The sequence below is a fragment of the Psychrobacter sp. DWR1-2-3 genome, from assembly GCF_049896465.1.
In the GTDB taxonomy this organism is placed as follows: Bacteria; Pseudomonadota; Gammaproteobacteria; order Pseudomonadales; family Moraxellaceae; genus Psychrobacter; species Psychrobacter maritimus.
In genome coordinates, this window is the sequence record NZ_JAFCUJ010000001.1 from 770,008 (window position 1) to 787,706 (window position 17,699).

Here is a 17,699-nt window from a genome sequence, read left to right on the forward strand (position 1 = left end):
ATGCCCTATCTATTGAAACTTTAATTGATAAGTCTTCTTATGACCAAAAAAAATGCTACCGCTCGTCTCATTCACTTTTTGGTGGGGCTTTTCATTGCCTGTTTAGCGTTAGCGCTAATCTTAGCGCTTGCCGTACCTATTGGCTTTTACGGTATGGCAATGTATTTATCGCCAACCTTGCCAAGCATTCAAGAGATTAAAACGGCTAACCTAGAAATGCCGTTACAGATATATAGTAGTGACGACAAACTGATTGGTCAGTACGGCAATCGTTTATCGCTACCGGTTACGTTTGAAGAAATCCCTAAAGGCTTAACGCAGGCTTTTTTAGCGGCGGAAGATGCGTCATTTTTTCAGCATAGCGGCATTAGTATTAAAGGTCTTGGTCGCGCTGTGACTGAAGTGGTCACCGACGATGAGAGTCAAACGGGTGGCTCTACTATTACCATGCAGGTTGCCAAAAACTATTTCTTAAGCTCAGAGCGTACTCTAAATCGCAAGCTGACAGAGCTATTTTTAGCCCGTAAAATCGAAGACGAGCTGAGCAAAAATGACATCCTTACCTTATATGTCAATAAAATATATTTAGGCGAAGGCGCTTATGGTATTCGCGCCGCGGCCAAAAAATATTATAGTAAATCTCTAGAAAACCTCACTGTTGCCGAAATGGCCATGTTGGCAGGTCTGCCAAAAGCTCCATCTAAATATAACCCGGTTGCCAATCCAAGTCGCGCCCTCACCCGCCGTAATTGGATTATTGGACGTATGCATGAATTGGGATATATTAATAAGGCTCAGCACGACGAAGCCATTAACGCCCCAATTGGTATCAATCTTTATCAAGAAAAACTTGACGTCAATATGCCGTATTTGGCAGAGATGACGCGTTCTGCCTTAGTCAACCGCTATGGCGAGCAAGTGATGCATGGTGGCTGGCGCGTGCGTTTGACTGTTGATAGCGAAGCACAAAAAGCGGCAGAATCAGCGATACTAACAGGTTTGGTGGCTTATGAACACCGTCATGGCTGGCGCGGCGCTGAAGCAAATGGCGAACCGCTGGAAAAATTCCGTCGCTATAGTAATATGTCTCCAGCCAAAGTGACCAAGGTCAATTCTCGCAGTTTTGAAGCAACCATGCCCTCTGGTGAGAATGTAACGGTTAACTGGTCTGGTATGAGCTGGGCGCGCAAATATATCTCTGCCGATCGCATCGGCTACTTTCCGAGTAATGCCAGTCAGATTGTCAGCAAAAATGATATCGTGCGCCTGATACCGACGACCAATGGCAATTGGCAATTGGGACAAATACCTGAAGTACAGGGCAGCTTGGTTTCTCTAAATCCTGAAACGGGTGCCGTTCGAGCCTTGGTAGGTGGATTCGACTTTAACCATAGTAAGTTCAACCGTGCGCTACAAGGCTGGCGTCAACCAGGTTCGACGATTAAGCCACTGGTTTATACCACTGCTTTAGAAAAAGGCTATCGTCCAGACAGTATTGTCTCGGACCGCCCTATTCAAGTAGGTGACTGGAAACCTAAGAATTCCGACCAACGTTTTTTAGGTGATATCACCTTACGCCGTGGGCTTTATCTATCTCGTAACTTAGTCTCTATCCGTTTGCTGCAAGCAATTGGTATCTCTGATGCGCGCAATTTGTTAGACGAATTTGGCCTTGATAAAGAAAAGCTACCTACAACTTTGTCTTTAGCATTGGGCGCTGGTCAGGCCACGCCATTACAGATGGCCACGGCTTATGCCACCTTTGCTAATGGCGGACATCGCATCCAGCCTTATTTTATCGAACAAATTTATAACTATGATAATAAGCTGCTGTTTCAAGCCAACCCGCAGCAAGCTTGCGCCTTATGCTTTAATGAGCAGCTTGACGCTGTCAATAAAAAGCTTATCAAAGATTATGAAGCAAAAATAGAAGCAGAGAATAAAGCAGCTGCTGCTAAAGATGAAAGCATTAGTGCTAAAGATAAAGCGACAGATAAAAAAGACGCTGAGCTAAAAGCAGAAAATAACGACAAGATAGCAAAAGATGATAAAGCGCTTGATTTAGATATTTATGATGCAAGCCCATATTCAGATCGCCTCAAAGCGCCGGTGGTACAGTACGTACGTGCTGAACAAGCACCGCGTATTTTAAAACCTAGAGTCGCTTTTGAGATGGCAGATATCTTACGCGATGTTGTCCAGCGCGGTACGGCTGTGAAAGCAAGAGCCTTAGGACGTGATGATATTGGCGGTAAGACCGGAACGACGAATGAAGCGAAAGATGCCTGGTTTGCAGGGTTTCATCCTACCAATGCCACGGTTGTATGGATGGGCTTTGATCAGCCATCAACGCTGGGTCGCCGCGAGTATGGCGGCGTAGCAGCGCTGCCGGTTTGGATGGACTTTATGAAAGCCCAATTAAAAGACACCCCTCATCAATGGGTCTCTATTAATAACCGTGCCAAATCAAAAAAGCAAAAGCAGAGCATTATAGAAATGATGGATGAAGGTGCTGCCGAGCTTGAAGACGATACTGCCGATGAGGGTAAATCAGCGAAACCCGTTAAGACCACCACCCAGCAACGTAAGCCCCCTGCTCCTGAACCAGTTGAAGAGCAAATTCAAAATCGACCAGCTCCTGAGAAACCGAAGCCAAGTCGTACTGACGACAACAATCCTCAAAACAAACCTTTATCAGCAACGCCAGTTGCGCGTATGCCGCCGATGCCAGAATAAATTAACCACTATTCTGGTTAACAGTCTCATAAAAAAGGTCTTGCTCAGTCTTCTGCGCAAGACCTTTTTTATGAGACTGTAGAGCCTGTATTTGAAGTTAAGGCGAATTTGTAAGGTTAAAGCGAGTTAATGAAAAAAGCTGATGATGATATTAAAACTCTACCATACCAGCGCGTAGCTGCTCAATCAGCTCCGCAAACTGCTGACGCCATTCACGTATGGTTGCTTCGTCTGGCAACCACTGATTCGATAAAGTTACAACATTTACAATCAAATCAGGCACTTCTTTTATCTCACTACCCGTCTTCTCATCGATAACATTATCAGGCAATACCGCGTACAAACAGCGCTGATAAGCATGCTCTATATTGGCTAAAAAACCTTGTTGCTGTAATTGTTGCAAGCGCTGCACTTCAGGCGATACTTGGGTACGGGCGCTTAGTGCTTCTTCAATATCTGCTAAGGTTGGCGCTGTCATACTTAAACCATAAAAATGCCCAAGTTCTTGTACAAAAGCAAGATATGTCCCATATAGGTGAAAAATGGCCGTTTCACAATGGGCTTGATAGAGCTGTTTATCGTTAGTATTAGCTGCCGCCTGACAAGCCAAACGACAAAAATACAGCTTTTGATTGGTACGGTCAGCTTGGTATTTGGCAACGCGAGTCTTACCTGCCATGCGCCTATCCTTGTTATTTAGTGAATGATTTGTTTAATAGGTATTACGATTATAATAATAGGTCTTTTAAACAGCTTTTACATGAATAAGTAAAATTGCTTAATAAGCTTTGTTTTGCGATTAAGACATTTATTTAGAAGCATATATTTAGAAGCATTTAAAAAACCATCTATATAGCAGTGTACTATTTTCTGAAGTCACATTCTAAACAAATAATTTACCTGATTTATTTTCTTTAAGCCACAAAAAAGCCAGCAACTTAGGCTGGCTTTTTTATTAAGGAAACAACTAAGCGTTATTTAGATTAGTGATTGCCTTGGTTAAGCTCTTGGGCAAACGCTTCATCAAAGCTTGCAAAGTCTTTGCTATCAGTGCTGGCTGTCATATCAAACGCTGCATTCAAGTCTTTATCTTGCAGTTTTTGCTCCGCTTTTTCTTTACGGGCTTTATGATAAGCAAGACCAGTACCGGCAGGAATCAAGCGACCAACAACAACGTTTTCTTTCAGACCACGTAGCTCATCCACTTTACCAGTTACGGCAGCCGCAGTTAGAACACGAGTGGTTTCCTGGAACGACGCCGCTGAGATAAAGCTTTCTGTTGCCAGACTTGCTTTGGTAATACCAAGTAATTGACGCTCATACTGTACTGGGAATTTATCTTCCGCTTCTAGTTTAGCATTCAAGGCTTTGATATCAGCGTATTCGACCTGATCGCCTTTAAAGTGGCTTGAATCGCCGCCGTCCGTTACTTCAACTTTACGCAGCATCTGACGAATGATAACTTCGATGTGCTTATCGTTGATTTTTACGCCCTGCAAGCGGTATACGTCCTGTACTTCGTTAACGATATAGTCAGCAAGCGCGGTTTGTCCTTTCAGACGTAGGATATCGTGCGGGTTTTGTGGACCATCAGCGATAACCTCACCACGAGCAACCGTCTCGTTTTCAAAGACGTTGATTTGACGCCATTTCGGGATCAGCTCTTCATGAATCTCACCATCTTCATTGGTGATAATGAAGCGGTTTTTACCTTTGGTTTCTTTACCGAAGCTTACTACACCCGACATCTCTGCCATGATGGCATGATCTTTCGGACGACGTGCTTCAAATAAGTCAGCAACACGTGGTAGACCACCGGTAATGTCTTTAGTACCTGATGATGCTTGTGGTACACGACCTAGGATCGAACCGGCTGCTACTTTTTCACCGTCGCTAACGCGAATGATGGTTTCAGCTGGTAAGAAGTAAACCACTTCTTTACCTTCGTCAGTGTTCAAGATAATCGCCGGACGTAAGTCTTTGGCTGAGCTTGAACGGTCACGAGTCGCTAGAATCTCAAACGAGCTCATACCGGTTGCATCATCAACTTTTACCGTCGCTGTCATACCATCAGTGATGTCACTGAAGCGTGCAGTACCAGCAAATTCTGTGATAATTGGATGCGTGTGCGGATCCCATTTAGCGATAGTCTGACCGCCTTCGACCTGCTCTTCGTTTTTCACAAGCACGCTTGAACCATAAGGAACTTTATAGCGCTCACGCTCACGGCCAAGCTCATCAGTCAATGCCAGTTCAGCTGAACGCGACACGATAACCAAGTGACCATCGGTATGTTGCACTGTTTTCATGTTCTCAAAGTGCACTTGACCAGCATTACGTGCTGAAATGCTGTTGTCCACAGAAGCAGAACTTGCTGCCCCACCAACGTGGAAAGTACGCATCGTTAACTGAGTACCAGGTTCACCGATAGACTGGGCTGCCATAACACCGACTGACTCGCCGATATTGACTTTATGACCACGGGCAAGGTCACGACCATAACACTGTGAACAAACGCCATGTTCGATATCACAAGTAATAACCGAACGTACCCAGATATCATCAATCGCGTTGTTATCAAGCACATTTACCCAATGCTCATCGATTAATGTACCCGCTGGAATCAATACTTTATCAGCATCATCGTTATACGTTACATCACGAGCGGTCACACGGCCAAGTACGAGCTCACCGAGCTTCTCAATGATTTCACCACCTTGAATATGCGGCTTCATGAGCAAGCCTTGCTCAGTACCACAGTCTTCACTGGTAATAACCAAATCTTGTGCCACGTCAACCAAACGACGGGTCAAGTAACCCGAGTTAGCGGTTTTCAGTGCGGTATCCGCAAGACCTTTACGGGCACCATGCGTTGAGATAAAGTACTGAAGTACCGTCAAACCTTCACGGAAGTTAGCTTTAATCGGCGTCTCAATGATTGAGCCATCCGGTTTTGCCATCAAACCACGCATACCTGCCAACTGACGAATCTGTGCCGCACTACCACGAGCACCAGAATCTGACATGATAAAGATAGAGTTAAAGGACTTCTGCTCTTCTTCTTCACCTTTAGCATTCATGATTTTATCAGTCGCTAAGTTGTCCATCATCGCTTTCGCGACTTTATCGTTGGTACGTGACCAGATATCGACAACTTTGTTATAACGCTCACCCGCAGTCACGAAACCTTGCTCGAATTGATCTTCAATCTCGCGAACTTCCGCTTCTGCGGTTTCAATGATTTGTACTTTGCTTGGCGGAATGACCATATCATCGATACCGATAGACACGCCAGACAGTGTTGCTTGAGCAAAACCAAGGTACATCAATTGGTCAGCAAACATAACACTTTCTTTTACGCCAACTTTACGGTAGCAAGAGTTGATCAATTTAGAGATGTTTTTCTTCGTCATCTCTTCATTACACTCATCGAACGACATGCCTTTAGGCATGATGTTCCAGATAAGTAGACGACCAGCGACGGTATCTTGTAACTTGACTTCTTTAGTCTCATTACCTTCTTCGTCGACATGAGTTTCAGTCACACGTACTTTAATTTTGGCGTTTACATGCAAATCGTTTGAACCAATCGCACGCAATGCTTCATTAACGGTGGCAAAAATCATGCCCTCGCCTTTAGAATTGATTGACGAACGGCTGATGTAGTAAAGACCCAATACAACGTCTTGTGATGGTACGATGATTGGATCACCGTTAGCAGGCGACAAGATATTGTTGGTCGACATCATCAATGCACGTGATTCAAGCTGCGCTTCTAGGGTCAATGGCACGTGAACGGCCATTTGGTCACCATCAAAGTCGGCGTTGAACGCGGTACAGACTAGAGGATGCAGCTGGATGGCTTTACCTTCAATCAATACTGGCTCAAATGCTTGTAGACCCAAACGGTGAAGCGTTGGCGCACGGTTCAAGAGTACTGGATGCTCACGGATAACCATGGCCAGCATATCCCACACTTGTGGCTCTTCACGCTCTACCATCTTTTTAGCAGCTTTAATCGTCGTTGCTAAACCATGAGACAATAGTTTGTTATAAGTAAATGGCTTAAACAATTCAAGTGCCATTTTTTTCGGTAGACCACACTGATGTAGACGTAGCGTAGGACCTACAACGATGACCGAACGACCAGAGTAGTCAACACGCTTACCAAGTAAGTTTTGACGGAAACGACCTTGCTTACCTTTGATCATATCTGCCAAAGATTTCAATGGACGCTTGTTACTACCGGTAATCGCACGACCGCGACGACCGTTATCAAGCAAGGCATCGACTGATTCTTGCAACATACGTTTTTCGTTACGTACGATGATATCAGGGGCGCTTAGCTCTAATAGACGCTTTAGACGGTTGTTACGGTTAATCACGCGGCGATATAAATCGTTTAGATCTGAGGTCGCAAAACGGCCGCCTTCTAGTGGTACTAGCGGACGCAAATCTGGTGGTAGTACTGGTAAGATATTCATTACCATCCACTCAGGCTTGTTATGAGAATCACGGAAGGCTTCTAATAACTTAAGACGCTTAGACATCTTTTTAAGCTTGGTTTCAGAACCGGTTTGCGGAATTGCTTCACGCAGCTCATCAATCTCGATATCTAAATCGATGTCTTTTAATAGGTCTTGAACGGCTTCAGCACCCATTTTGGCAGTGAATTCATCGCCAAACTCTTCAAGCGCTTTATAATAATCTTCATCATCAAGCAGCTGATACTTTTCTAAAGAAGTCAGACCAGGTTCTGTGACGATATAGCTTTCAAAATATAGGACGCGTTCGATATCACGAAGCGTCATGTCTAGCAATAGACCGATACGGCTTGGTAATGATTTTAAGAACCAAATATGCGCAACAGGGCTGGCTAAGTCAATATGACCCATGCGATCGCGACGTACTTTAGCAGTCGTGACTTCAACGCCACATTTTTCACAAATAACGCCTTGGAACTTACGGCGTTTGTATTTACCACATAAACACTCAAAGTCTTTTACTGGGCCAAAGATTTTGGCACAGAACAGACCATCACGCTCAGGCTTAAACGTACGATAGTTAATCGTTTCTGGTTTTTTAACTTCACCATGTGACCATGATTTGATCACGTCAGGTGAGGCTAAGGTAATTTGAATACTATCAAACTCTTGGTTACCGTTGCCGGTAGGGCTTTGCATGATATCGAGTAAATCTTTCAAGTTGCTTCTCCGTTATCTTTATAATCATCTGACAGCGTGCTAGGAGCGCGGCTAAGATGAATGAAGGCAATGAATAGGGTTGAGACAAATCACTAAAAGCAGCAGCTATGCGCGTACTGCTTCTAGATTGACCACTAAGGATAATAATTAACTAAAGCTATGTTAAAGGTAGCTTCAGTCAGCCGTGCTTAATGGGTTTGCTTTAACTCAATATTGATACCCAGTGATTTGATTTCTTTGGTCAACACGTTAAACGATTCAGGCATACCTGGATCCATATATTGCTCACCATCGACGATGTTTTTGTACATACGGGTACGGCCTTCAACGTCATCCGACTTCACCGTCAGCATCTCTTGCAAGGTATAAGTCGCGCCATATGCTTCTAGTGCCCAGACTTCCATCTCACCGAAGCGCTGACCACCAAACTGTGCTTTACCACCAAGTGGCTGCTGCGTCACTAATGAGTAAGAACCAGTAGAACGCGCATGCATTTTGTCATCAACCAAGTGGTTAAGTTTCAGCATATACATATAACCGACCGTTACTTGGCGGTCAAACTTCTGACCAGTACGACCGTCATACAAGGTCTGCTGACCATCACGCGCCATACCAGCAAGCTCTAGCAAGTCTTTGACTTGATGCTCATGAGCACCATCAAATACTGCTGTGCCCATCGGTACACCGCCGCGTAAGTTGTCCGCTAGCGCCATGATGTCATCATCACTTAAACTATCAAGATCCACTTGCTCGCCGCCCACTTTGTTATAGATTTGGTCTAAGAAATCACGCAAATCTTTAATCGCTGCTTGTGCTTTGAGCATACCATCAATCTTTTCGCCCAAGCCTTTTGCTGCCATACCTAAGTGAGTCTCTAGAACCTGACCGATGTTCATACGCGATGGTACACCGAGTGGGTTCAAGACGATATCAACGGTATTACCATGTTCGTCATAAGGCATGTCTTCAACCGGCATAATGCGCGATACCACACCTTTGTTACCATGACGACCAGCCATTTTATCACCAGGCTGAATACGACGCTTAACCGCTAGATATACTTTAACGATTTTTTGTACGCCATGTTGTAAATCATCACCAGCGGTCAATTTGCGTTTTTTCTCGGCAAATTTAACATCGATGTCTTTTTGCTTATCGACCAAGTAATCAGCGATTTGCGTTAGACGCTCAGAGATTTCTTCTTCAACCGGTTGGATATCAAGCAAAGTCTCAAGGCTCATGTCTTTCATATCAGCCAATGCCATCACTGTACCGGCTTTTAGACCAGAACCGCCACTGACTTTTTGACCGTCAAGCAAGCTTGCGATACGACCACGAGCTGCTTCTTCAAAGATGCGTAGCTCTTCTTTTAAATCTTTACGGTAGCTATCAAGCTGTGATTTTTCAATTGCTTTTGCACGCGCATCTTTTTCAACGCCGTCACGGGTAAAGACTTGCACGTCAATAACCGTACCTTTGCTTGATGTTGGAACACGTAGCGACGTATCTTTAACATCAGCAGCCTTTTCACCAAAGATAGCCCGTAGTAGTTTCTCTTCTGGCGTCAGTTGCGTCTCACCTTTTGGCGTGACTTTACCAACTAAGATATCACCCGCATCTACTTCAGCACCGATATAAACGATACCTGCTTCATCAAGGCTTGATAGCGCCGCTTCACCAACGTTTGGAATATCAGCAGTAATTTCTTCTGTTCCAAGCTTGGTATCACGTGCCACACACGTCAATTCTTGAATATGAATGGTCGTGAAACGATCTTCTTTCACCACTTTTTCAGATAGCAAAATCGAATCTTCGAAGTTGTAACCATTCCAAGGCATAAATGCGATGCGAATGTTCTGACCCAGTGCCAACTCGCCAAGATCCGTTGAAGGACCATCAGCCAAGATATCACCTACAGCAATCTCGTCGCCTTGGTTAACAATAATACGTTGGTTGATACAAGTGTTTTGGTTAGAACGCGTATATTTAACGAGGTTATAGATATCAATACCCGCTTCACCAGCGACCATCTCATCTTCATTAACACGGACCACAACACGTGAGGCATCAACGTCTTCGATTACACCGCCACGCTTAGCGATAACACAAACACCAGAGTCACGCGCAACGTGACGCTCCATACCTGTACCTACTAACGGCTTATCAGCACGTAGCGTAGGAACCGCCTGACGTTGCATGTTCGAACCCATCAAGGCACGGTTAGCATCATCATGCTCAAGGAATGGAATCAAACCAGCAGCTACCGATACCACCTGACTTGGTGACACATCCATATGCGTCACTTTTTCTGGCGGCATACGCACGAATTCACCATAGCTACGCACACTGACCATCTCATCAGATAACGCGCCTTCTGCGGTTACTGGTGAATCAGCCTGTGCAATAACAGTACCAACTTCTTCAATCGCTGATAGATACTCAATAACGTCTGTTACTTTACCGTCAACCACACGGCGATATGGCGTTTCTAAGAAGCCAAAGCTGTTGGTTTTAGCAAAGGTTGCTAGTGAGTTAATCAAACCAATGTTTGGACCTTCAGGAGTTTCAATCGGACATACACGGCCATAATGGGTATCATGTACGTCACGTACTTCAAAGCCTGCACGTTCACGGGTCAGACCACCGGGTCCTAATGCTGATACACGGCGTTTATGCGTCACTTCTGACAATGGATTGTTCTGATCCATAAACTGTGACAACTGGCTTGAACCAAAGAATTCTTTAACCGCAGCCGCTACTGGCTTTGAGTTAATCAAATCTTGTGGTGACAAGTTATCAGATTCCGCTGAGCTTAAACGCTCTTTAACCGCACGCTCAACACGTACTAGGCCAACACGGAATTGGTTTTCTGCCATCTCACCAACCGAACGAATACGGCGGTTACCTAAATGGTCAATATCATCGACTTCGCCGCGACCATTACGAATTTCAATCAACTCTTTTAGGACGTTAACGATATCATCATTGGTCAAAACGCTACGACCGCGTTGAATATCAGCGTCATCAGTATCTTCAAACTCTAGACCCAAACGACGGTTAAACTTCATACGACCGACATTCGATAAGTCATAACGATCAGGGTTAAAGAACATGCTTTCAAACAGCTTCTCAGCGGTTTCCACCGTTGGTGGCTCACCTGGGCGCATGACTTTATAAATCTCAATCAAAGCTTCTTCACGGCTTGAGGTGCTGTCTGCACGTAGCGTATCGGCAATATAACTGCCTTGGTCGATATCGTTGGTGAACAGAATGCTGAATTCTTTGATAGACTCACTGGCTTCAAACGCACTTAATTTAACCAATAGTTCATGGTCAATCAGCGTATTGGCTTTAGCGATAACTTCGTCATTAACGACGATGTCTTCCGCTAAAATACGCTCGTATAAGTATTCATCAGGGATAGAGATTTTGGTCATACCCGCTTCTTCAAGCTGACGGATACGGCGAGCATTAATACGTTTGCCCTGCTCGACAACCACTTCGCCTTCAGGCGTCACGATATCAAACTGCGCCATCTCGCCACGTAAGCGGTCAGCTACCAGATCAATCTCAAACTGCTCTTCGCCTTTATAAACCGCCACTTTATCAAAGAACAAATCTAAGATCTCAGACGTGCTTAAACCTAAAGCGCGTAGGATGATAGAAGCAAGCAGCTTACGACGACGGTCAATACGAGCAAAAACCAAATCTTTGGCATCAAATTCAAAGTCTAACCATGAACCACGGTAAGGAATGATACGGGCGTTATAAAGCACCTTACCACTTGAATGCGACTTACCTTTATCATGGTCAAAGAATACACCCGGTGAACGATGCAGCTGTGATACGATTACACGTTCAGTACCATTGATAATAAAAGTACCGTTGGCAGTCATCAATGGCATCTCGCCCATATAGACGCTTTGCTCACGGATATCTTTGATTGCCGCTTTGCTATCTTTATCTTTGCTGTCTTTGTCTTTGATGATTAGGCGAATTTTGACACGCATCGGCGCAGCAAAGGTCGAGCCGCGTAAGATACACTCACGCTCATCAAATTCAGGCGTACCTAAATAATATTCAACGAATTGTAACTCAGCATTACCAGAGTGACTCTCAATTGGGAAAATAGAGGAATACGCAGCTTGCAAACCAGTATTCTCACGAGCTTTTGGCTTTTTATGCTCTTGCAAAAATTGCTCATAAGAATCTACTTGGATAGACAACAAATAGGGAATGTCCATCACAGTAGGCAATTCAGCAAAACTTTTGCGAATACGCTTTTTTTCAGTATAAGAATATGCCATCGAGAGTCCTTACAGTAAACGTGGAAACAAATTGAAAGCGTGGCCAGCGTGCATCAATATTAGTTGATATTAATACTATGCAAACTTAGCGACGTAAACGATAATATAAAACGGTTATTCATGCTCATTTAATGACTGATGATTAATTCACGCGTATAGTGCATGATTAAGCCAGCTTATTTAAGCGTAAAATCGGCATCTAAACATGCCTATATGGGTGCTGGCATTGTAAATTTCAATGCCCTACACTCTATAGTACTTAAGGCCAAGCACTGGTCTTTAAATACTATTGATTCTCTTTATAAATTCACTTAAAGTGTTATTGATACCTTTAAAGCGTTGTCGATATCTCAAACAAGGGTGTTGCGTATTAAGTTCAATTTCATGCTATTTAATGGTGCTTTTTAATACTACACAGCAAACGACTCACCCGCTACAATCATAAGTAATATCGTCGCTGATATCTACCGTCTACGAGCCTACTTACTGACAGTAAAACCATGCTAAATGGATAATCGAATATTTATAACTTTTCGGAATTAATGGTAACTGGGGTAACTATAACTTTTAGAAACAATGACTTTTAGAATCAGTATAAACTATAGCGTTAATGGGAAAGCATGCAGACACAAAAAAATGCCAAACATCGATCGACGTTTAGCTTATATTAACTGATTTCAATAACTACTAAGTGTACTTGCATGTATATCGTCTGTCCTTTTGATGGGTATCCACCGTGATGTTGCATGCGTATGTTGGCAGACACAAAAGGTCAAGCTACGAATTATAATAAAAAAAAGCTAGCAATGCAAGGCATTACCAGCTTTTTTTGTACAACACTAAGATAAGCTCAGCTTATTTTAGTTCAACAGTTGCACCAGCTTCTTCAAGTTTCTTTTTCAACTCTTCAGCTTCAGCTTTGTTTACGCCTTCTTTGATTGGAGCTGGAGCGCTTTCAACCAAATCTTTCGCTTCTTTCAAGCCAAGACCAGTAGCTTCACGTACGGCTTTAATTACGCCAACTTTCTTCTCGCCAAAGCTGGCAAGAACTACGTCAAACTCGTCTTTTTCTTCAGCAGCAGCAGCAGGACCAGCAGCAGCAGGTGCAGCAGCAGCAACAGCAGCTGTTACGCCGAATTTTTCTTCCATAGCGCTGATTAATTCAACGATATCCATTACTGACATTTCAGCGATTGCGTTTAACACATCATCTTTAGATAGTGCCATGAGAACTCTCCGTTATCTGATAAAATTTAGTTGGTTTTAATATCGCTTGGATTGCTTGCCAAATTTCAAATAGTGTTGGCAATAAAGTGCAATCGGCGATGTCAAAGTTACGTTAAAACAAGCAATTAAGCAGCTTCTTTTGCGTCTTTGATTGCTGCTACCGTGCGAACAAGCTTACTAGGAACAGCGTTCATAGTTTGAACAAGCTTGGTAACTGGTGCGTTCATAGTAGCCATTAGGATAGAGATTGCTTCGTCGCGAGTTGGTAGCTTCGATACGCGCTCTAGCTCTTCTGGACCATAAACTTCACCACCGACTGATACCAATTTGGTCTCTAAAGCTTTGTTATCTTTACTGAACTCGAAAACAACTCGAGCAGCAGATCCCAAATCTTCCATAGAGAAAGCCAAAAGTAGTGGACCAGTCATACGGTCTGACATGCTCTCAAACTTAGTGCCTTCAAACGCGCGTTTTGCTAGGGTGTTTTTTACCACTTTCAAAACGACGCCTTTCTCACGGGCTTGTTCGCGTAGCTTAGTAAGCTTTGCAACACCAATACCATGATATTCGGCAGCTACTGCTGAGTAAGCATTAGCAGCAACTTCAGACACTTCAGCCACAACTTGTTGTTTTTGCTCTAGCGTTAATGCCATAAGTTGACTCCTTTAATCTAATCAATCTAATTCATACTAAGACTGACTTGATACGATACGTTATTTATAAATTCCATGAAGAATTCACTCATAACGACTGATTACGGCACCGTTATCAGAATGACATCAAGTGATAGCCTAGCGCTTATATTAATTTTTAATACAGGTACTAGCCTATCGGCTCTTATCAACAACTGGGTGGGTCACCGTCTGCGTAGGACAACTAAGATTTTCATCTGTCGTCGATTAACAAAAGCAGCTCATTGCCATCAATAATAATCCGAAAATCATTAATAATAACGCAAAACCGCTTTCTACCTACGGTCTTAGACAGCATAGCGTTTGCTACGCTGACCTAATTCTTTAAAATATTTTTGCAGCCTTTATTTGAAATCGTCAAATAAAGGCAGATGTTTAATTATTTCGCTGTGCGATATGGAACAGGATCAATGGTGATACCTGGGCCCATAGTGCTAGACAAGGTGATTTTCTTAATGAAAGTACCTTTAGAAGTAGCAGGTTTAGCACGCTTTAGATCTGTGATTAGTGCTTGAGCGTTTTGGATAACTTGCTCAGCAGTGAAACCAACTTGACCGATAGTGGTATGGATAATACCCGCTTTATCAACACGATACTGTGCTTGACCCGCTTTAGCGTTAGTTACAGCTTCAGCAACGTTAGGCGTTACCGTACCAACTTTTGGGTTAGGCATCAGGCCACGTGGACCTAGGATAGTACCTAATTGACCAACAACACGCATTGCATCAGGAGCAGCAATAACGACGTCAAAGTCCATGTTACCGGCTTTGATTTGTTCTGCTAGGTCTTCAAAACCAACGATGTCAGCACCAGCTTCTTTGGCGGCTTCAGCAGCAGCGCCTTGAGCAAATACAGCAACGCGCTTAGTTTTACCAGTACCAGCAGGTAGGTTGGTAGCGCCACGAACGACTTGGTCAGATTTACGTGGGTCAACGCCCAAGTTTACTGCGATGTCGATAGACTCTTTGAATTTAAGAGCTGGCAAATCGTTTAAGATTTGAACCGCTTCTTCAAGAGTGTATAATTTTTCGTTTTCTACACGCTCAGCGATTAACTTTTGACGCTTAGTAAGTTTGCTCATTTACACACCCTCCACGGTAATACCCATTGAACGTGCAGTACCAGCGATGGTACGGACAGCAGCATCAAGACCAGCAGCGGTTAAATCTGCATCTTTAGTCTTAACGATCTCTTCTAACTGAGCACGGTCCACTTTACCGACTTTAGCGGTGTTTGGTGTACCAGAACCTTTAGCGATACCAGCAGCCTTACGTAGTAAGTATGCAGCTGGTGGCGACTTCATGATGAAGGTAAAAGACTTATCGCTGTATACAGTGATCTCAGTAGGAATCGGTAGACCCGGCTCTTGGTTTGAGGTCGCAGCGTTAAATTCTTTACAGAACGCCATGATGTTCACGCCTTTTTGACCCAATGCTGGACCAATCGGTGGTGAAGGATTTGCTTTGCCTGCAGGCACTTGTAGTTTGATGTAACCATCAATCTTCTTAGCCATGAGATACTCTCCTTTATGGGTAATAGCGCCAAATCAATGTGGTATAACCCTTATTGACTAACAGCTCCCCGGTTGATGAATTTGTGGCAGGTTTAGTCTAGTTTTTCAACTTTACTAAACTCAAGCTCGACCTGAGTCGGTCGATTAAATACGTTTACCGTTAAATGTAGCTTAGACTTCTCATAATCCACTTTTTCAACCAACCCTTTAAAGTCAGTAAATGGACCATCGATAACCAACAACTCTTCGCCCGGCTCAAATAGAGTCTTAGGACGCGGGTCAGCTTCAGTCTGGTTCAGACGGTTTAAGATGCGATCTGCTTCTACTTGCGTAATAGGTGCAGGCGTCTCTGGCGTGCCACCAATAAAGCCCATAATACGTGGGCAATCTTTAACGATGTGCCAAGTGTTGTCGTTCATCTCCATTTGGATTAATACATAACCCGGAAAGAACTTACGCTCGCTTTTACGCTTTTTGCCGTCTTTCATTTCGACGACTTCTTCAGTAGGAACCAACACATCACCGAACGAATCAGCAAAGTCACTACGATTAATACGATCAGTTAATGAACGTTGTACTTGCTTTTCATATCCTGAAAACGCTTGGACAATATACCAACGCATATCACGCTCCTGATCATTACAGTTAAGTCGTTATGAGTAAATTTTGGCTTAAATGACACTAATACGCGTCATTAACCAATAAAGATACCAACGAACCAATTAAAAAAGTTATCTAATAACCAAACAAGGAAGCCAACAATCGCAATCATGACAAGCACTTGCCATGTGTATTGGAAGGTTTCATCTTTGCCTGGCCATGTGACTCGGCGAAGCTCAACGGCCGCATCTTTTAATAATATTTTAAAAGCGCGACCTTGATTTGTTAATGCCAAGCACACGAAAGCAATGATAACCAGCGCCGCGATAATACCAATACGCACCCAAACATCATTGGCAGGTTGCCAATAGCCAGGTAAGTATTGATTAACTAACGTTGCACCAATTAAAATCGCTGCGGCTAATAGCCACAAAATCACATCTTTTACTGAACCAGTTTTAGCAACTTCAACAGCAGTCGATTGATTGCCAGCTGAAACGTGCTTATCTTTGGACAGCATTCCACCAGCAACTGCCTTGGCATCAGATAACTTAGTCTCGAGGTTATCTTGATTATTGCTCATAAAGAACTCACTTCGGAGATGGTGGGGTATGACAAAGATGTGATAAGAAGATGGCAGGCGATGTAGGACTCGAACCTACAACCCTCGGTTTTGGAGACCGATGCTCTACCAATTGAGCCAATCGCCTATGGGTGTAAAGGACAGCATTATACAATATTTGGCATAGAATGCAAGCATTTAGGAATAAAATTCTTCTATCGCCTTAATGTCGCTATTCTGAAACCTTATTATCTAAACACTTTATATGCATAATAATCTTAAATATTTAGCATAAAAGGTGCTGATAAGCTGCAGCGTTAATATAGCAAGCTCAGTCAAGAATTACAATAGATAGTAAGCACCTTTCAAAACCTATTTTTATAAATACAGTTAAAATGGGAATATCTTCTTATTCAGCCCTACTCTTCAACCATTCATATTTAATCACTTATAATCACTTATTCTACACCCACAAAAAAAGCCACCCTCTTACAAGGATGACTTTTTTATTACTGCTTAACTGATCAGATTGCTCTGATAGCGTTAGTGCTTTAATGCTTAGCTAAGTACGTTAGCAACAACACCAGCGCCTACCGTACGGCCGCCTTCACGAATAGCGAAGCGTAGACCTTTGTCCATAGCGATTGGGTGGATAAGCTCTACGCCCATCTCAACGTTATCACCAGGCATAACCATTTCAGTACCGTCTTGTAATTGGATTGCGCCAGTTACGTCAGTAGTACGGAAGTAGAACTGTGGACGATAGCCGTTTAGGAATGGTGTGTGACGACCACCCTCTTCTTTGCTCAACACGTATACTTCAGCGTCAAACTTGGTGTGAGGGGTGATTGAACCTGG

10 protein-coding genes, 1 tRNA gene and 1 pseudogene are annotated in these 17,699 nt (G+C 43.5%); 1 reads left to right on the forward strand and 11 read right to left on the reverse strand.

From position 1 onward, the window contains the following. Nucleotides 1–39 precede the first annotated feature (39 nt). On the forward strand, nucleotides 40–2,736 hold the full coding sequence (locus ACP7AA_RS03170) for a penicillin-binding protein 1A (RefSeq protein ID WP_426222623.1): 2,697 nt from the start codon (nucleotides 40–42) through the stop codon (nucleotides 2,734–2,736). 151 nt (nucleotides 2,737–2,887) lie between these two features. On the opposite strand, the gene ACP7AA_RS03175 is transcribed toward ACP7AA_RS03170, so the two are convergent. The 11 genes and pseudogenes from ACP7AA_RS03175 to tuf all read right to left on the reverse strand — a co-directional run. Further along, a complete protein-coding gene (locus ACP7AA_RS03175) occupies nucleotides 2,888–3,415 on the reverse strand; it encodes a DUF6586 family protein (RefSeq protein WP_426222624.1) in 528 nt (175 codons plus the stop codon). 304 nt (nucleotides 3,416–3,719) lie between these two features. Continuing rightward, the gene (gene rpoC, locus ACP7AA_RS03180; RefSeq protein ID WP_296173806.1) at nucleotides 3,720–7,940 is read right to left on the reverse strand and encodes a DNA-directed RNA polymerase subunit beta'; all 4,221 of its coding nucleotides are present in this window, start codon (nucleotides 7,938–7,940) and stop codon (nucleotides 3,720–3,722) included. 188 nt (nucleotides 7,941–8,128) lie between these two features. Then, nucleotides 8,129–12,247, reverse strand: a complete 4,119-nt coding sequence (gene rpoB, locus ACP7AA_RS03185; protein WP_201565503.1) for a DNA-directed RNA polymerase subunit beta — start codon at nucleotides 12,245–12,247, stop codon at nucleotides 8,129–8,131. A gap of 855 nt (nucleotides 12,248–13,102) precedes the next feature. Beyond that, the gene (gene rplL, locus ACP7AA_RS03190; RefSeq protein WP_201565501.1) at nucleotides 13,103–13,474 is read right to left on the reverse strand and encodes a 50S ribosomal protein L7/L12; all 372 of its coding nucleotides are present in this window, start codon (nucleotides 13,472–13,474) and stop codon (nucleotides 13,103–13,105) included. 125 nt (nucleotides 13,475–13,599) lie between these two features. Continuing rightward, complete coding sequence (gene rplJ, locus ACP7AA_RS03195; protein WP_201565499.1) at nucleotides 13,600–14,127, reverse strand: 50S ribosomal protein L10; 528 nt, start codon at nucleotides 14,125–14,127, stop codon at nucleotides 13,600–13,602. A 418-nt stretch (nucleotides 14,128–14,545) separates the two neighbouring features. Continuing rightward, nucleotides 14,546–15,247, reverse strand: a complete 702-nt coding sequence (rplA, locus tag ACP7AA_RS03200) for a 50S ribosomal protein L1 (protein WP_201565497.1) — start codon at nucleotides 15,245–15,247, stop codon at nucleotides 14,546–14,548. Then, on the reverse strand, nucleotides 15,248–15,679 hold the full coding sequence (gene rplK / locus ACP7AA_RS03205) for a 50S ribosomal protein L11 (RefSeq protein ID WP_068405081.1): 432 nt from the start codon (nucleotides 15,677–15,679) through the stop codon (nucleotides 15,248–15,250). Nucleotides 15,680–15,771: 92 nt separating this feature from the next. Next, on the reverse strand, nucleotides 15,772–16,302 hold the full coding sequence (gene nusG / locus ACP7AA_RS03210) for a transcription termination/antitermination protein NusG (RefSeq protein ID WP_201565495.1): 531 nt from the start codon (nucleotides 16,300–16,302) through the stop codon (nucleotides 15,772–15,774). Between the two features lie 71 nt (nucleotides 16,303–16,373). Then, the gene (gene secE / locus ACP7AA_RS03215) at nucleotides 16,374–16,862 is read right to left on the reverse strand and encodes a preprotein translocase subunit SecE (protein ID WP_201628325.1); all 489 of its coding nucleotides are present in this window, start codon (nucleotides 16,860–16,862) and stop codon (nucleotides 16,374–16,376) included. Nucleotides 16,863–16,913: 51 nt separating this feature from the next. Continuing rightward, nucleotides 16,914–16,989, reverse strand: a tRNA-Trp gene (locus ACP7AA_RS03220). A 410-nt stretch (nucleotides 16,990–17,399) separates the two neighbouring features. After that, nucleotides 17,400–17,699, reverse strand: a pseudogene (gene tuf, locus ACP7AA_RS03225) (elongation factor Tu); the annotation flags it as partial.